This window comes from Candidatus Desulfosporosinus nitrosoreducens (assembly GCF_030954495.1).
Classification (GTDB): Bacteria; Bacillota; Desulfitobacteriia; order Desulfitobacteriales; family Desulfitobacteriaceae; genus Desulfosporosinus; species Desulfosporosinus nitrosoreducens.
The window spans coordinates 304,242-321,015 of record NZ_JAVHUW010000082.1; the positions used below are offsets into that span (position 1 = coordinate 304,242).

Consider the following 16,774-nt stretch of genomic DNA (forward strand, 5'->3'; position numbering starts at 1 on the left):
TAATAGCTGGCAGGAATCCTGCAAAATCTAATAGCCAAAACGTCTTTGTTCTCTGACAAGCCTGGTCTCCAGCTGCCGATACACCTTATCCACCAACTTATTGAGTTCGGTGGGATTCATTAAATCCACATCGTAAATGGATTGATTCAGGACTTTTTTCCGAGGTTCAAGCGGAGTATTCAAAGATTTTACCACTAACTCCCGTTGCTGTTCCTGCTTTTCCGAAGTCTTTTCCTTACTCTTATGCGTGATCGGCGGCAGATTTCTTGCATAGCCTGCTCCATAATCAGGAGCTGTTGTGGGAGGAGCCAGCATGACCATTTCCACAGGGCCATTTCCCAGGTCCTGACGGCTGATGATATGCGAGAGCACAAGGTGCTCCCGCGCCTGCGCCAATAGCGGTGCGGACTGCTTGATCAGATTTCCCTTGACAGCTTTAGATTGCTGATAAGGGTTTTGTGAGCTTTGCCTAAGCGGCAAGAGCATCTCTTTCTCCCGCTCAAGTATCCTGACGTATTCTTTCTTATAGATCGTTTGGTTAAGTTTTTCGGTCACAATGTGAGAAAATACTCGTTCAACCGTATTTCTGAAGTTTACAGAGCCAGGCCTCTTCAGTAGAGACAAGTACTCTTTGCCAGGTGCTGCTTGAACTTCAGCTGGATATGGATTTTCGATAAAAGCCAACTCTGTTTTAAAACTTGCATAGCTTTGAAGCAAGTCGTTTTCTTGGCCGGCTTCTTTGTCTTGCGGAAAAAATAGATTTGTGGTCAGATCTTGTTCAAACTTTCTTTTCGGAGCTAAATATCGTTCCAGGCGGTTTTCTTGGCAGGCCTTGACGATCTTCTGAACAAGCTTTTGGGTCAGTCTTTCTCCGGCACTACCTTTCGCCAGTTTCGTTTGGCTGCTGTTTATCTTCTTCCTTGAGACCGCTTTTGAGCGAGACGCCTGACCCGGCAGGACATTCATTTCCGGCTCCGGCTCCGGTTGCCGGGCAGCTGCAAGGGCATAATATCCCTTCCAGCCTGTTAAGTACTGAGAGAGTTTCTTGATGCTGAGGCGTTGCTCCATGGAGATGGGTTCATTTCTTGGCCTAAGTTGCCGGATCTTATCCTTGAGCCCCTCTTCCTTCTTTAGGGCGCTATTCTTTATATGGGTTGTCACCAAGCTCTTTTCGGTCGTAAACACCCTCGGCAATGTTCTATTGTCTAATGTCCGGCCATTTTTATACTTCAGAGGAGACTCAACCACTAATTCAACAAGAGCATTATCTCCGCTGCTCTTTTCCTGCTTAGCAACTCGTAAGGGTTGATAGATTTGTGTGTTGCGAAATGACAACGTTTCAGCAAATTTTAGAAAACTAAGGCCAGCCGCTTGTTTAAGACGGGGAAGGTCGTCTTTCCGCGAGTTTTCAAATAGTCCCTTAGTCCCCAGCGAATTTTTTAAAATTACGAGCTCTGATCTAAAACCGAGTAAATTTCGGATTAGGGCATATCCCGGTATATCCCTTTCTGTTTTCAGGAAAGAATTCCCGTCCGCAGCCCTGCCGAACCGTACTTGGAAAGAATTCTTATCTGCAACCCCGCTGGCTCTCACTTGGAAAAAGTGTTTATCTGCAATCCTTCCAGCTCTTGCTTGGAAAGAGTTCCTATCTGCAGCCCTGTCATCTCCCGCTTGGAAAGAGCGCTTAACTGCAACTTCGTCGGATCTCAGTTGGAAAGAGTGCTTGTCTGCAACCCTGCCATCTCTCTCTTGGGAAAAGTGCTTGTCTACAATTCTGCCGACTCTTGCCTGGAAGGACACATTGTCCCTTTCGGATGCTTTTTCAACTCTTTCTTGACTGTAGTACTGTATTACTTGAGCACTTGCCTGACCTTGTGCTCCCTTATTGCTCAGAGACTTTACCATGTAGGTTCTAAAGACATTTTGCCTTAGTTTCTCAAAGATCTTAGTTCCAAAACTCTGCCGCATAAGCAAAAATACACTGCCAGGCATCAGCAGTCTCTCCGGCTTTCCCAAACCCCCTTTTTCAATCCGCAGAGTGCTTTCCTGTATCTGGTCAATACGTCCTGACAAATGTCCCGACAAATGTTCTGACGCATGATCACCGGCTGTTATTCTCCGCGCCGACGGCACCCTTTCCATCCTGCTGATTTTTCCGCTTCCTTCTCTGGTCTCTCCGGTTCCACGGTACTCTAAAAGCACTCTGTTCATTACCTCGAAGGAATTGCTGTTAATGCGGAGGTTATTCTGCCCAAGCTGGAACGGTGAGTCGTGAACCTCACTGTGCTTCACGACGGTTTGCTGATCCGATTCCTGTATTTGGATATTGTTAAATACAACTTTAGTAACGTTTAATAAATTACAGCCCTTTGCTTGCGTTAAACGAAGAAAGTCATTTCCCCGCGCGTTTTTAAACAGTCTCTTAGTCTCCAAGGGATTTTTCAAAATTACAAGTTCTGATCTAAAACTGAGTAAATTTCGGATTAAGGCATATCCCGGTATATCTCTTTCTGCTTGCAGGAAAGAATTCTTGGCTGCAACTTTGCCGGCTCTTGCCTGGAAAGAGTTTTTGTCCGCAACTCCGCCAGTCCTTACTGGGAAAGAATTCCTGTCTGCAACCCTGCCAGCTCTCACTTGGGAAAAGTGCTTAACTGCAACTCCGCCAACTCCCGCTTGGAAAGAGCGCTTAACTGCAACTTCGTCGGCTCTCATTTGGAAAGAGTACTTGTCTGCAATCCTGCCAGCTCTCACTTGGAAAGAGTGCTTGTCTGCAGCTCTGTCGGCTCTTACTTGGAAAGAGTGTTTGTCTACAACTCTGCCGACTCTTGCCTGGAAGGACATATTGTCCCTTTCGGATATTTTCTCAACTCTTTCTTGACTGTAATATTCTTTAGAGTCTTGTATTACTTGAGCACTTGCCTGACCTTGTGCTCCCTTATTGCTCAGAGACTTTGCCACGTAGGTTCTGAGGACATTTTGCCTTAGTTTCTCAAGGAGCTTAGCTCCAAAACTCTGCCGCATAAGCAAAAGTACACTGCCAGGCATCAGCAGTCTCTCCGGCTTTCCCAAAACCCCTTTTTCAATCCGCAGGGTGCTTTCCTGTATCTGGTTAATACGTCCTGACAAATATCCCGATAAATGTTCTGACGCATGATCACCGGCTGTTATTCTCCGCGCCGGCGGCACCCTTTCTATCCTGCTGATTTTTCTGCTTCCTTCTCTGGTCTCTCCGGTTCCCCGGTGCTCTAAAAGCACTCTGTTCATTGCCTCGAAGGAACTGCTGCTAATGCGGGGGTTATTCCGCCAAAGCTGGAACGGTGAGTCGTGAACCCCACTGTGCTTCACGACGGTTTGCTGATCTGATTCCTGTATTGGGATATTGCTAAATACGGCTCCAGTAAAGTTTAATAAATTACAGCCCTTTGTTTGCGTTAAACGAAGAAATTCGTTTCCCCGCGCGTTTTTAAACAGTCCCTTAGTCCCCAAGGGATTTTTCAAAATTACAAGCTCTGATCTAAAACTGAGTAAATTTTGGATTAGGGCATATCCCGATATATCCCTTTCTGTTTTCAGGAAAGAATTTTTGGCTGCAGTTTTGCCGGCTCTTACTTGGAAAGAGTGCTTGCCTGCAACTCTACCGACTCTTGCCTGGAAGGACCTATTGTCCCTTTCGGATGCTTTTTCAACTCTTTTTAGACTGTAATATTCTTTAGGTACTTGTAGTACTTGAGCACTGACCTGGCCTTGTGCTCCCTTATTGCTCAGAGACTTTGCCACGTAGGTTCTGAGGACATTTTGCCTTAGTTTCACAACGAGCTTAGTTCCGGAGCTTTGCAGTGTGAACCGGTTCTTTAACGAAAAATTAGTTATTGTCAGGCCCGGCGGAATTTGTTTTACAAGCCTGCCTTTTGTGAAAAATCCTCTGTCCTTCCCCAGCCCGCTTTTCAGCCCATCACTGTCAAGCGACGTTCCGGCATCATCTGCTTGGAAAGAGTTCCTGTCTGTAACCCTGCCGGCTCTCACTTGGAAAGAGCGCTTGTCTGCAACTCCGCCAGCCCTCTCCTGGAAAAAGTGCCTGTCTGCAACTCTGCCGGCTCTTGTCTGGAAGGACCTATTGTCCCTTTCGGATGCTTTCTCAACTCTTTCTGGACTGTAGTATTCTTTAGGGTCTTGTATTACTTGAGCACTGACCTGGCTTTGTGCTCCCTTATTACTCAGAGACTTTGCCACGTAGGTTCTGAGGACATTTTGCCTTAGTTTCTCAAAGATCTTAGTTCCGGAGCTTTGCAGTGTGAACTGGTTCTTTAACAAAAAATTAGTTATTGTCAGGCCCGGCGGAATTTGTTTTACAAGTCTGCCCTTTGTGAAAAATCCCTTGTCCCTCACTGGCCCGCTTTTCAGCCTATCACTGTCAAGCGGCGTTCCGGCATCATCCGCCTTATAGTAGAGGGCTTCTCTGCCTGACCAGGCTTCTGTATTCAGGAAATTTCCGCCAGTTAATGGTTTTTCTCTCGCTGAACTTAAGTTCTTTCCAGCTTTTAAACCCAAAGGGATACCCGACGCTTGTGCCGATTTAACGTTTCTCGTTCCGGGCCAGATGTTGAAAATGATCTCCGGATAAATGTTTTGTAATTGCTGGATTAAAGGCGGCAAGCCAAGCGAAGAGGTCTCTTCTAAAAAGAATAAGGAAAGCAGGCTCCAGCCCTTATAATTGCGCAAAGAGAAGCGTTCCCGGAGCGATTGGTAAAGTTTCGTCCCGGCCAGCGTGTAAAACGGCTTTATTACAGGATTTGGTCTGTACCTTATGAATTTGTTGCTTTGAACGTTACAGTGCATATTCTTCAATACAGTAATACTGCCCATTACATCCTCCGCCGCTCAATTCTTTGCGCTATAAAATATTGATTAAGCCACCGTGGATAAATTCCAACCTGGTTATGGCAACTTCAGAAGCCAAAGCATCAAATTGCGGTGCCGAGTATTTAACCGGCATAGCATCCAATACCATCCATAACTTCACCGGTAATCCATGCTCATTCTTGAGGTAAATCATTAAGGGAGATTTAAGCATTATTCCCTGCTCAGTCATGTTAAACCATCGGAAAAGAGGGTCCAGAAACCCCATGCCATATTCAAATATCAAGCGTGAATTCCGGATCTGTCTCGGAAATAAATACTCTGAGTTATTTTCTCCGCCCTCACGGAAAGATTCTAATTCCCATTCGACCTCTATCCCGGAAATTTTAGAGAAACTGCCGATTGGAATCAGTCCGCCCGGAATTTCAGCCGAAAAGTTATTGTTTAAGAACACTTTCCGATTCTCTCCAAGTGCCAAGAGGGATTCCTGCCGCGCTTGAGAATTGTAAACTCCTGTTTTTTTCAATTCGGACGGACGGAATACATTATTTGAATTACTGTCTTGCGGACTGTCGTTGATGACCGGTTTACCGGAGGTATCGTTATATTTGGGAGGGGTAAACATATCCTTCCGGGTTGGTCCGGGACGAAAAACCTCAACCCGGTAAGCGCTCCCATTTTGTGTATTAGAGCCGTCATTATTACTTATGATAGGCTTGCCCTGATGGTTATAGGCGGGAGCTTTAAAATTACCGCTGTTTTTGGGGGCTCTGCGTCCCACACCCGTAATCGGCTTACCGCTAGTATCGTTGTAAAAGGGCATTTCCCAAGTCTCTGATTCCGGACGGGCACCCATTGTTTCATAATATTCATTTATATCCTTCGGACCAAATGGTTTACGCGCCATAATGTTCAACATCCTGCCAAAAATCATATTTTCTCAAAGATATTTTCCGGTTTATTGCTTAGTTTCTTATTGATTTTGGAAACCTCTGCACACCATCTGCGCCGTTCCTTGTGATCCAGATGCATAATCTCATCATGAGACCAATGTAAATAATAACCTAAAAATGACGCTTCTTCGTAGAGCTTCTCCTCCGAATAGAGATTAAGCTCTACTCGCCTAAAAAATCCAACGGCACTTCGAAGGTATGCTCACATTTGGGGCATTGAACCTTATAAGAAGGAGCATCCGCCATATTAATACGCTGATATAAATCTTGCAAAAAGGCCATATCAATGGTAAATAAGTTCTCAATAATTTTGGTATTCACAGAATTCAAGGTTCCCAGCCTGGTAACTACCCGGGCCAAGAGGATCACTGTTAAATAACCCGGATTCTGTTGGACTCTGGGGTCTCGCATGGGCAAGATTTCATCGGCTGCTGTTGCCAGCCTCATAACCCCTTTCTTGTGAACTTCTCCATTAGCATCTAAATAACCCCGTGGAAGTTCAAATTCATAGTCGGTTTGAAAAGACATTGCTGCACCACCTTACTAAAAATAGGTAAGCGCTGTTATACAGGATGGTTAATCCTGTATAACGGCACATTACGTCACAATAAAGATAAGTTGCCTCAGCTGCTATTCTGCTTTTAATTTTGTGAAGGTGAGGCTGAGTCAATAGCCGAACCATCCACACGATTCACGCCTTCATGGGCAATTTCCAGGGACTCAATAGCCACTTCGGCCCCGAGACCGTTGAGACTTGGTCCGGTATAATGCATCGGCCAGGCATTGATGATTTCCCAAGACGGCCCATCGGCACCGGTATCATCAAGAACCTTGATAATCAAAGTTTTTCTGGCAATCCCGGTCGGACCTGCCGTATTATCGGATGCCACAGAATGAAGCCAATCCATCATTTCCATGGAACCAATAACACCCCATTTCAAAGTTATATTGCCGTATTTAGTCAATCCGGCAAGCTTTCTGGGAGTTGTCCTAATCTCATTGCCTTCCCTGTACTCGACAACATCAACGGAAATATCAGCACCGGAAACTTCTGAAAAACCGGCACTTTCTACCCCGTCAAATTCCACTTTGAATCTAAAATTTTTAAATGGATATCTTATATCTGGCATTCCCTATTCAGCCCTTTCTTCCTTCTTATTGTTCAAGTCCTGTCTTTGCGAATTATTCGCCGCTGTTCGCCGTGTATTGGCCGATTCTGAAGATGACAAATTCAGCCGGTTTCACTGGCGCAACACCGATAACACAAATCAAACGGCCATTGTCAATATCATCCTGTGTCATGGTGTTTCGGCCGATGTTAACGAAGAAAGCCTCATCTGGCGTTGAGCCTGCCAAGGCTCCGGCTCTCCAGGTGGAAGAAAGGAAAAGTTCAACAGACCTTTGCACTCGTGCCCACAGAATCTCAGTATTCGGTTCAAAAACAACCCAGTTGGTATTAGCTTTAATGGATTCTTCTAAATAGATAAACAATCTTCTGACGTTGACATACTTCCAATTGCCATTTGAGGAACAGGTTCTCGCACCCCAGACCCGAATGCCTCTTCCGGGAAAGGAGCGGATCAGGTTCACACCGGCGGGATTCAGCCGGTCTTGTTCCGAACTGTTGTAGTCATATTCCAAACCGGTGCAGGCCCGTACAACTTCATTAGCCGGAGCTTTATGTACTCCTATGGTCAAGTCGCAGCGGGCATAAATACCGCACATGGTTGCCGAAGGAGGTAAATAGAAGCGCTTTTTAGCAAATGAATCAAAGGACTCCAACCAGGGATGGTACATAGCCGCATAGGAGCTGTCGAACATGTCTTTGTACTCAAGAATCTCATCAATTTTTTTCTTGTCTCGCGGTACATCCAAGACAGCAAATCTGCTTTTCGTAAGCTCGCAGTGAGCTACCAGGGAAAGCTGAACTTCAGGAATTGTGATTCCCGGCACCGCAAGCATGCTGACGTCACTGACCTCGATAAAAGCTTGAATACCTGTACGCTTACCGGGACCCGCATTGCTTCCCATATAGTCTGCGGCGGAAATACCGGCTATGTTTCCTTCCGAACCGCCCTCAAATAAAACAGTAATTCCTGTACCCTTGGCACCAATAGCTTCAAAGGGCGGTAAAAATCCGCCGGAAACCGGAGCGGAAACCTCCGGTACTGCTATGCTTGGGGCGGAAGAAGTATCATCAGCTTTGTCACCTTTGCTATTCTTTTCAACTTTTTTCTCAGGCGGTTTTGCCGTTTCACTTTCTTTAAAGGCAACATTTACGGTTACCAGTTCGCTCTTAGCAAGGCGGGACAAAATATAATCCGGCGAGTCTGGATTTAAGGAAACGAAGTTATAATCTTCTTTTAAATCATCACATTTGATACTAATGTTGATCTCGCTGCTTTTAACGTATTTCGTCGGTACAATTGCCTTGTCCACAATTGATGGATTGACAGGATTTTCAAAGGTTACGGTATTTTCCTGAATTGCTTTAATTTTATTGTAGGTTTTGCTTTTCCCCTCATCGAAAGCAACAATATCCCCTACAAAAAAACCATCCGTCGTCTTGAAAACACAATCATTACCCTGTACTTCGTAGATCGGCGATTTTTGCCTGCTGGCGGGAGTTACACTGATTTTGATTCTGTTGCCCCATTCTCCAGGGCTTGCAGCCGCAAAGGTCAACACTGCGGGAGCCTTACCCAGCGCGGCTTTGGCATCTGAGGGAGCAACCCTCATGATGTAGCATTTTGTGCCGCCGTTAACAAAGAAACTCTCGACAGCGTAGGGGAGGAATCTCTTATCCCCATATTTTGATTCAGAAAGATAGCTGCCGTAAATACGCATGTAATCACTAATACTTGTCACAAACTGCGGTTTTCCTATAACCGGGCCTTTTTCCGCCAAGCCGACAAAACCCGCCGTACTGGTCCCTACTCCAGCCATCGGCACTGAACCGGATTCGTATTCTTCAACATATACTCCTGGTGATAAATACTCGGGCATTTGTTCCCAATTCTACTCCTCGACATGAACTGTGGAGGGCAGAATCAGTTACCCCCTCTCTATTAATTTTTGCTGATTTTTACAGCTGGGAAACTTAATAATTCAATGATCAGACCTTTAGGGTTCTTCCGGATTATGTTTGTTTTCTTCATTACCGTCATTACCGTCATCATCATTTCCGTCATCGGGAAATTCCAACAAATCAAGGAGTTCCTCCACGACTGTTTCCGCAAAACCTGGAGTTTTAAAATCCTTTTCCGCCTGCCGGGAATTTTCTAATAGCTGCTCCAGCCGCTGAATAAACTGGGCCTCAAGTTGACGTTTTTTGGCAATCAACCCCCGTGTTTTGCTAATTCCCGCAGTCAAAATTGCTTTCTGAGCAGAAATATTATGCCGTTGGTTTAGGTTGCCTTGGCTTCCTGCCAATTGAGTCAGCTCCCTGAGTCTTTCTTCATATTCCACCAACCTTTCAGTATCCTTGGCTATGGATAGAAACGGACAGACATTGCGCAGTGTATTGCCCTTCATGCCGGGAATTTCTTTTTCGAAGTCATCCGTTGCCAAGCGTTTAAAGACTTTGAGGTTTTCTCTGGCACTGCGAATAGATTCCACAACAAGACCAAGCGCACTATTTGTATAACGGTTAAAGATCACCTGCGCGGAAGAATTTTTTAAGCGGACTTGCGCTGAAGAGGCCGAAAAAAGTTTACTCTGTAAAAAATTAGTGGGTGCGGATTGTCCCAAGGCTCTTTTCAGACAAGACACAAACATCGTTTTACCGCCGTTTTGCAAAACCGCGGAGGCCAGCCGCCCGTTGCGGAAAGTGATTTCCGAAAAATTTCTGTAAAAATCACCTTTTGCTTTTTCTTCTGCCGTACTTTCGTAGTATGGAAAGTCTGTTTCAGCAGAAAGATCATTTTCAGATTTCCCCTCTGCCCATTGATTGCCGGCTTCTGCCATGCGCTGCGCATTGTTCTGACCGAACAGGTCAAAGGTCGTTCGGAAATTCTCCGCTATGTAGTAGATTGGATCTAAACTTTTCAGCCCGGGATTTCCTGCCCCCAGGGCAAGGTCCCTTTCAATTTTGTTTTTCAGGGAATCCAAAAGATCGTATCCCGAAGAAGCAGCGGTTTTCTTTTTCCTTTTTACATAGACTCCTGAACCCAACTCAATCATCCTTTATCGGAGTATCGCAAGGATTATCCTCTATGAGCCGCATACCCTGCTTTACTAAAATATCAAGTCGGCGTATTCCTTTAAATCTTCCTTAACAATGATAATATTGTTCTTTTTCTGTTCATTAACGGCACTTTTAAGCAGTTGTTTCATGGTAATCGCCGTTTTTTCCGCTGCTGCCAGAAAAGCGGCGTGCAGCACAATATTTTTGATATTTCCACCGGCGATCTTAAATTGTCCGGCCATAAACTCCAAATTTACATCTTCAGCGATGGGCACATCCGTGCCCAGCAATTTTTCCCAAAGAAGCCTGCGGGTCGAAGCCTCGGGAAAGGGAAAAGAAATGACAAAATTAATTCTGCGCATAAAGGCATGATCAATATTTTGCAAGAGATTAGTAGCCATAATAATAACTCCGTCGTACTCTTCCATTTGCTGTAGCAGATAGGCAGTCTCTATGTTGGCGTGCCGGTCATGCGAATCTTTAACTTCCGATCTCTTGCCAAAGAGAGCGTCCGTCTCGTCAAAAAAGAGGATGCAATTTGAATCTTTTGCTTCTTCGAATATTTGGCGGAGATTCTTCTCAGTTTCACCAATGTACTTGCTGATAACCTGCGAAAGCTGAATTTTGTACATTTCCATGTGCAGTTGATTGGCAACAACCTGAGCAGCCATAGTTTTTCCTGTACCGGGAGGTCCTGAAAACAACATGGAGAGACCTTTGCCGTAAGAGATGCGTTTTTCAAAGCCCCATTGCTGGTACACCGTATGACTGAACTTAACGTGTGAGCACGCTTCCTGCAGCATGGTTACTTGATCCGCAGGAAGCACTATATCATTCCAGGTATAGGCAGGCTGCACTTTGTTGGCAAGTGTATCCAGCCGTACAACAACTTGGGCGTAACAACTTTTATGGAGCGTTACAATATCGATAGCCGGAAGACCGTGTACTTCACAAAGACGTGCGGCCTGAATCACCGCGTTTCTGATCTGACCCGGAGTGAATCGGAATTTTGTAGCCAGTTCCGCCAAATCAACATCTTGCTCAAGGTTTCTGCCCTTGGTAAAAGCTTTCCAAAGGTTCAAACGCAAGCTTTCATCCAGCGGCTCAATTGGAATGTTTACTTTAAGGAAATTATGGGGCAGGTTGATATCCTTCCAGTCCTTCTCCGAGGTTATAAAGATTGCCTCAGGCCAAAATGCAGCATTGGAACCCATTGAGGCAATAAATCCGTATAATTCATTTTTGCTGCTCTCTTCGAGCAAAGGGTCAAAAGCTGTGAAACAGAGATAGGCGCAATTTATAATGGCTTCACAGATCGTCGCCCTGATTTTGCTTTCCATTGAGCCGCTTGCCTCCAGAAGGGCTTTTAGATTAACAAACAAGCAGTTTTTATTGTTCTTAGAGACTGCATGCTTTATTTGAAACTTGCGGCCGCTTCCATTTTTACCTGTCATGGAGACAAGGACCGATTCTCCGTTTTCCTGATGAGTATTTGCGGCCGAAAGCAGAACGGAATCCAGACAACGAGCCGTAAAATCGTCAACTACCAATTCATGAAGTTCAGTGCTTTTTGGAAACAGCTCAAAATAGCCATTCTCAAATCTCGAATTGTTGCCAATGAGGTAATCTACAATCCGCTCCCGCAAATTAATCGGCATACAATAAAATGGACCCGAGTTATCCTCTAAATCGAGAAGAAATTTAGCCAGGGCACTATTTTGGCTAAAATAATAAAAGTAATCGGCTATCATTTCACCGGGCAGTGCAAACAGCTTAATCGCAATTTCTGCCGTTGGCAGTTTTTTGGTTATGTCATCCTGCAAATAAGCAAAGATCTTTTCATATTTTTTCTCAATTTGGACGGCATAAGCCAGCAGTAAGCAATTGCGCGCAAAACGGTTTAAGGAAAACATTTTCAGCAGCTTAATTATTGCCAACTCAGGACGGAGGACAGAAGTATGTTTGAATCGTTCTTCAAAGTAGTTGGTTATTACCTCAATATCCGCAGTTTCTTCCTTTGTCAGGTTTTGACCGGCAACAGAATCGGCAGCTTTGGTGAGATTCATTTCAAACTCAGCGCGCGAAACGGCTAAACCCATCATATTCTGCAGCGTATTTTCAGGTCCTACCCACATATGGTGTTTATAGAGGTAATATAGTCTAATATCCAGAATGGCCATGAAATCATTCATTAACTCCCACTGGTCTCCATAGGGCTTATCTAATTTATTCAGCCTCACATTCCAGTTATCATTTTCCATTGCCTTTCTCCCTCTTCAAACCTGAAATACTGACTTTTCTGCCATAAGCACCGCAAGCTACGCTGTGAATCAAATCCCAAGCCTGGGTAACTGAGGCCACACTGGAGAAAAGAACATATTTTATGTAATCGCAACTTGTAAACTCATCTAATATTTGGGTTCCACAGCGGTAAACGACCCGTGAATCTGTTGAATTTATCATAAAGCAGCCTGTGCGCTGTGCCAGATTGAGTTCATTCAAGGCTCTCAAAGCCTCTGCCAGCTTATTTTCGGATATAGGCCAGGGGAACACTGAATAACAGCATATACGGCTTTCGCTTTCGCAATTGATGACAATCTTCCATTTTCGTGTTCGATACGAGGCCAGGAGGAGGATATCATTGCCTTTGCGTTCATAGCTCCAGGCTTCATTGTCGAGGATTTCCTGGACTTGATAAATTCTTCCTTTTGTCATTCGGCTAATCCCAATTTCCTTTCTGAGAACAGTGAAGAATAAAAATAATTTGATTATTCTTTGGAAACCCCTTGGTCAAAAGAAAATGGCACCAGTGCCGACAAATGATCTTCTTCATTTACCGGGCTGGGAAGAGGTTGGTATTTATTCATTGCGGGTAATATTTCAACTTCATTTACCGCTTGGGTTGGATTAGCGGCAAGCCTCTCTTTTAAAAGGCTCACTTTATCCTCTGTAAAAGTCTCAGCATCTACATATTTTTGGAACTCGTTTTTTAGATCATTAGTTCTCTCCAGGGCTTGCAGAAAAGCAGAATTACCCAACTTGCTGAGTCCCGCGAACAATTCCGCGCCCAAAGTTTGGGGAATTGTTCCCTGGGCAAGTGCTGCAAGATAGGAAGCCTCCATGTTTCTTTTGGATGTGTGCGTTGGGCTGCCTTTTTTTTCAGTGATATATTCCTTTTTCTGATCCTGCTCATTCTTCTGTGTATCTTTCAATAATTCACCTCAAACAAGTTCTGCCCGAAAAAACCTTTTAAAACAGTTCATCATTGCTAAGTATCTGTTCAAAATAATTCTAACATCCTTTTGTAACATCTATTAACACAGATTGTTAAATTTATGTAACAATAGTGACGATTTTTGTTATCCCAACAAATTCCGACAGAGAAGTCAGCCTATAAAAATAGTGTCTAACCAAAACTTGACTTGCGCCCGCAGACCCTGTTTTCGCACGGCGGGTAAGCTTGGCGAAGAAGCCTCATATCAGGCGCAGGCGGCAGCCATAGTGTGCCGTTTGGCGGCATGTAGTCCGTAGGGACAAGAAACAGCCCGCCTGTCTGCGGAAAAAGTTGTCTGCAGATAGGTGGGCTGCCAGGAATGACCCTTTAGATATTTTTTAACGGGAACTATCTCCTGAATTCGTGAGGCGATAACCTACATTTCTTACCGTTTCAATGATGATTTTGTTTTCTTCGCCAAGTTTCTCAAGTTTGCTGCGAAGCCTTCTAATGTGTACATCTACTGTTCTGGTTTCAAGTGAATACTCTTCCTGCCATACTTTATTGAGAATCTCATCCCGGGTAAAGACTCTCCCCGGTTTTCTCGCTAATAAGGTCAGCAGTTCAAATTCTTTGTAAGAAAGGGGTAAAGCAATACCTTTACAATTAACTAAGCGGGTTGCTATATCAATTTGTAAATCATTAAATTCAATCATAGTTTGTTTGGTATAGTGTTCCTTTTTAGATCTGCGCAGAACTGATTTGACTCTTGCCACCAGTTCATGGAAGCGGATAGGCTTGCCAATATAATCATCAGCTCCCAATTCAAGACCGATAACATTGTCAAGTTCACTGTTTTTACTGGTAAGCATTATGACAGGTATATGCTGCCAGGATGGGTTGGCCCTTATTTGCCTTAAGGTTTCCAAGCCATCAATTCCAGGAAGCAGAACATCTAAGATCACAACATCAACGTTTCTGCTTTTCAGCATCTCCAAAGTGTCCTCTCCGGAACTTATTGATGTCACTTCAAAACCATTTTGAGTAAGAGCAGACTCCACGAGCCTGCATATATTTTTTTCATCATCTACAATAACTACGCTTTTTTTAGACATTTACAAACTTCCTTACTATATAGTTAGGATAATGTTTTTTAAATAAGTCTAATTTTATATTGAATATACTCCCTTTGGCGTATTTTTATAGTTAAGCATAGTCAACCCAGCCTTTATCCCTGAACCCCATTTTCTTCTCTAGGCAAAATATCCATCATGATTCCAGATTGACACCATGTTCAGATGAACGGTTATTCTTTCGGGAGATGGTTCAACTCTTTCAATATTACCTTTCATATACCGCCTCCAAAGACAATAACTCCGTTCTTAAGATTAAGGTACGGAGTTTAATTGAAGTTACAATACATGGAGATTATTAGATTAAATTATATTATTGGATTAAATTATTTTCATTATTGCATAAGCGATTTGGAAAATCAACCATTTTTATCCGCAATTTTAACCTCTGTCCTCCCTCTGACACCGGCATCTCACATAAGCAGCGCAAGAAAATGCGCAGCGTATAGCCGCTTGGCAAAGCCTTCAGCTTCTTACGTTGTTTTTTGCTTCCTGATTTCGGGCTCCTCCTCCGGTTCGGGATCTAATTCTTCTGTGTCGGCTTCTTCGCTTGTTCTTTTCTGGCCTGGGCTTTTCTCATCAGCCTCAGGATACAGCCATTTTTTCCATTCCGTTTCTTTTTCACCAGGCGCAGCTAATTTAAACCTCATACCTAAAAATTCTGCAAAGCTTTTTAGATTACTTTTCAAGATTCCCTTTGAATGTGCATCGATATTCTCAAAAAACGTTTCACTTTTAGCTTCACCTTTGCCTTTTATAGTTTGTTTCGAATTTATTTTAGTACCCGATCCATAAACAGCGAAAGGATGCATTGTCATCAATCTCATAAATAGTTCGTAAATGTTTTTGGTGTTTTGGCCTTCTTTGAATCCACCAATCTCATGGGCCAACTGGTCGCCGAGTATTGTATAATCCTCATCATACCTGTCTTTCTTTTCTTTATCAGTCTTTTTCCACACTTTGTCACGCAATTTTTCTATAGTATCCAGATCAGGAATTTGCTCTTCCCTTAATTTCTTCAGTTTTTCCGGCGTTGCCTTTTCAAGAGATTTTTGCAGCCTCTTTGCTATATAGGCATGTGCTAATGTGTGAGGACCTTGTTTGTTGTTGGTAAGAATATTAGGCGCAGCAGTACCCCGATATGTTTTCAGAGTTGGGTATCTTTGCTCAAGATCCGGGCCCGCTGCCGCAGCCCCTGCAGACTTTTGGAGTAAATTTCCATCGTGTGCCAGGGCTTCCTCCAGCTTGTCAAATTCTTTTGGGGAATCTAAAGTTGAGAAGTATTTTTTGCTAACACCACCTTTGACTAGTGGATAAACTTTACTTAACACAACTCTTTGCAAGGGCATATTGTTGTTGTTACGGATATTAGTGTCATTGCTTGCACTCGGTATGGTGTCGGTGTTGTCAATTGCCGGGGGCTTAATAGACTGTTCCGCTTCTTTTTCCAATGCTTCATCATCGTTAATTGCTTTCCCATAGGCCCTGTTTGTTTGCCGAGCCCTTCCCTGGATTTGCTGAACAACATGCCAGGCCTCATGCGGCAGATATTTTTCTTGGCCAGGTGCGATATGTATATCCGTTCCCTGCGCATAAGCAGCCGCTCCTACTTGTGCAGGTTTATCCGAATTGTATTGTACTCTTACGGCATCAAGAGATAATCCTGACATAGTTTCAACATCTGATTTCAGCTTATCCGGCAATCCGGTTCTGTTTACTGTCTCAATAGTTTGTGTTCGCCCTTTCATGATATCAACAAGATTGGAATTGCCGCCGCGCTGATTCAGGCCAAGAATGGTAAGCATGGCTTGATTTCCCAGACCACGACTGTTAAGTCCGGCTTTACTATGACTGAGACTGCTTGCAGCGGCGAGATTGTCAGACAGCGGTTTTTTGGAATAATCATGCATCTATTATTATCAAATCCCTTCAGTAAGCATAGTCAGACGTACCCTCTCTCGTGAAAACAATTCTAAATATACACACTATATAGCATTAGCAGTTTATTGTATAGATCCTAAATACGCTATGCTTTATCATTTAGCCTAAAAGCGTAATTTTTTATCCGCTGACTAATCCGCTCTAAAACTCCCGCTTCGGCAAGCGGTGAGTTAAGAGCGGCTAAGTCCCTGATAAGGGCGACTAAGATTCAGATGGAGTAAAACTCCACCTGAATCAAGTCTTCTTTATTTGTATACCGCCCTGCGGCGCAGTGGAGTGCTAAGGGATTGGCCTTGTTATATTATTAATTAATTAGCAGTAAATTATGGCACTATTTTAGGGCTTGCAGAGGCCGCATTAGCTGCAATTAATAGACCGGAGTAGAGGGATATGAGAGAAAAAAGTAAGAACGTTAAAAACAAAACGTGTTTATGAGATTCTGGCGGAACTTTACGATCATCCCCTGACAATTGTTGAGGCTCCTATGGGA

Annotated in this window: 11 protein-coding genes and 1 pseudogene; all 12 read right to left on the reverse strand. The window is 43.9% G+C overall.

Features of this window, described 5'->3' with window-relative positions:
- Positions 1-27: 27 nt before the first annotated feature.
- Positions 28-4,863, reverse strand: a complete 4,836-nt coding sequence (locus REC12_RS24165; protein WP_308898615.1) for a hypothetical protein — start codon at positions 4,861-4,863, stop codon at positions 28-30.
- Positions 4,864-4,891: 28 nt separating this feature from the next.
- Positions 4,892-5,764, reverse strand: coding sequence for a phage tail protein (locus tag REC12_RS24170; protein ID WP_308898617.1), 873 nt, complete (start codon positions 5,762-5,764; stop codon positions 4,892-4,894).
- Positions 5,765-5,787: 23 nt separating this feature from the next.
- Positions 5,788-5,955: pseudogene (locus tag REC12_RS24175) on the reverse strand (DUF6760 family protein); the annotation flags it as partial.
- Positions 5,956-5,972: 17 nt separating this feature from the next.
- The gene (locus REC12_RS24180; RefSeq protein ID WP_308898619.1) at positions 5,973-6,338 is read right to left on the reverse strand and encodes a phage tail assembly protein; all 366 of its coding nucleotides are present in this window, start codon (positions 6,336-6,338) and stop codon (positions 5,973-5,975) included.
- A 113-nt stretch (positions 6,339-6,451) separates the two neighbouring features.
- Positions 6,452-6,940: a phage tail protein gene (locus REC12_RS24185; RefSeq protein ID WP_308898620.1), complete on the reverse strand. Its 489-nt coding sequence runs from the start codon at positions 6,938-6,940 to the stop codon at positions 6,452-6,454.
- A gap of 52 nt (positions 6,941-6,992) precedes the next feature.
- Positions 6,993-8,816 carry a phage tail sheath subtilisin-like domain-containing protein gene (locus REC12_RS24190; RefSeq protein WP_308898623.1) on the reverse strand — a complete coding sequence of 608 codons (1,824 nt, stop codon included), beginning with the start codon at positions 8,814-8,816 and terminating at the stop codon, positions 6,993-6,995.
- Between the two features lie 117 nt (positions 8,817-8,933).
- A complete protein-coding gene (locus REC12_RS24195; protein ID WP_308898625.1) occupies positions 8,934-9,983 on the reverse strand; it encodes a hypothetical protein in 1,050 nt (349 codons plus the stop codon).
- Between the two features lie 63 nt (positions 9,984-10,046).
- Positions 10,047-12,257, reverse strand: coding sequence for an ATP-binding protein (locus tag REC12_RS24200; protein ID WP_308898626.1), 2,211 nt, complete (start codon positions 12,255-12,257; stop codon positions 10,047-10,049).
- Positions 12,247-12,711 (reverse strand): YbjN domain-containing protein, encoded by a 465-nt coding sequence (locus REC12_RS24205; RefSeq protein ID WP_308898627.1) that lies wholly within the window; start codon positions 12,709-12,711, stop codon positions 12,247-12,249. The genes REC12_RS24200 and REC12_RS24205 overlap by 11 nt, the downstream gene beginning before the upstream one ends.
- Positions 12,712-12,764: 53 nt before the next feature.
- Positions 12,765-13,208, reverse strand: coding sequence for a hypothetical protein (locus REC12_RS24210; protein ID WP_308898628.1), 444 nt, complete (start codon positions 13,206-13,208; stop codon positions 12,765-12,767).
- A gap of 400 nt (positions 13,209-13,608) precedes the next feature.
- Complete coding sequence (locus tag REC12_RS24215) at positions 13,609-14,325, reverse strand: response regulator transcription factor (RefSeq protein ID WP_308898630.1); 717 nt, start codon at positions 14,323-14,325, stop codon at positions 13,609-13,611.
- 491 nt (positions 14,326-14,816) lie between these two features.
- Positions 14,817-16,253 carry an eCIS core domain-containing protein gene (locus REC12_RS24220; RefSeq protein WP_308898632.1) on the reverse strand — a complete coding sequence of 479 codons (1,437 nt, stop codon included), beginning with the start codon at positions 16,251-16,253 and terminating at the stop codon, positions 14,817-14,819.
- Between the last annotated feature and the right edge of the window lie 521 nt (positions 16,254-16,774).

Bases quoted from the DNA above. Each gene is read 5' to 3' on its own strand.
- REC12_RS24165 (WP_308898615.1), bottom strand. From the start codon at position 4,863: ATGGGCAGTATTACTGTATTGAAGAATATGCACTGTAACGTTCAAAGC.
- REC12_RS24170 (WP_308898617.1), bottom strand. From the start codon at position 5,764: ATGGCGCGTAAACCATTTGGTCCGAAGGATATAAATGAATATTATGAA.
- REC12_RS24180 (WP_308898619.1), bottom strand. From the start codon at position 6,338: ATGTCTTTTCAAACCGACTATGAATTTGAACTTCCACGGGGTTATTTA.
- REC12_RS24185 (WP_308898620.1), bottom strand. From the start codon at position 6,940: ATGCCAGATATAAGATATCCATTTAAAAATTTTAGATTCAAAGTGGAA.
- REC12_RS24190 (WP_308898623.1), bottom strand. From the start codon at position 8,816: ATGCCCGAGTATTTATCACCAGGAGTATATGTTGAAGAATACGAATCC.
- REC12_RS24200 (WP_308898626.1), bottom strand. From the start codon at position 12,257: ATGGAAAATGATAACTGGAATGTGAGGCTGAATAAATTAGATAAGCCC.
- REC12_RS24205 (WP_308898627.1), bottom strand. From the start codon at position 12,711: ATGACAAAAGGAAGAATTTATCAAGTCCAGGAAATCCTCGACAATGAA.
- REC12_RS24215 (WP_308898630.1), bottom strand. From the start codon at position 14,325: ATGTCTAAAAAAAGCGTAGTTATTGTAGATGATGAAAAAAATATATGC.
- REC12_RS24220 (WP_308898632.1), bottom strand. From the start codon at position 16,253: ATGCATGATTATTCCAAAAAACCGCTGTCTGACAATCTCGCCGCTGCA.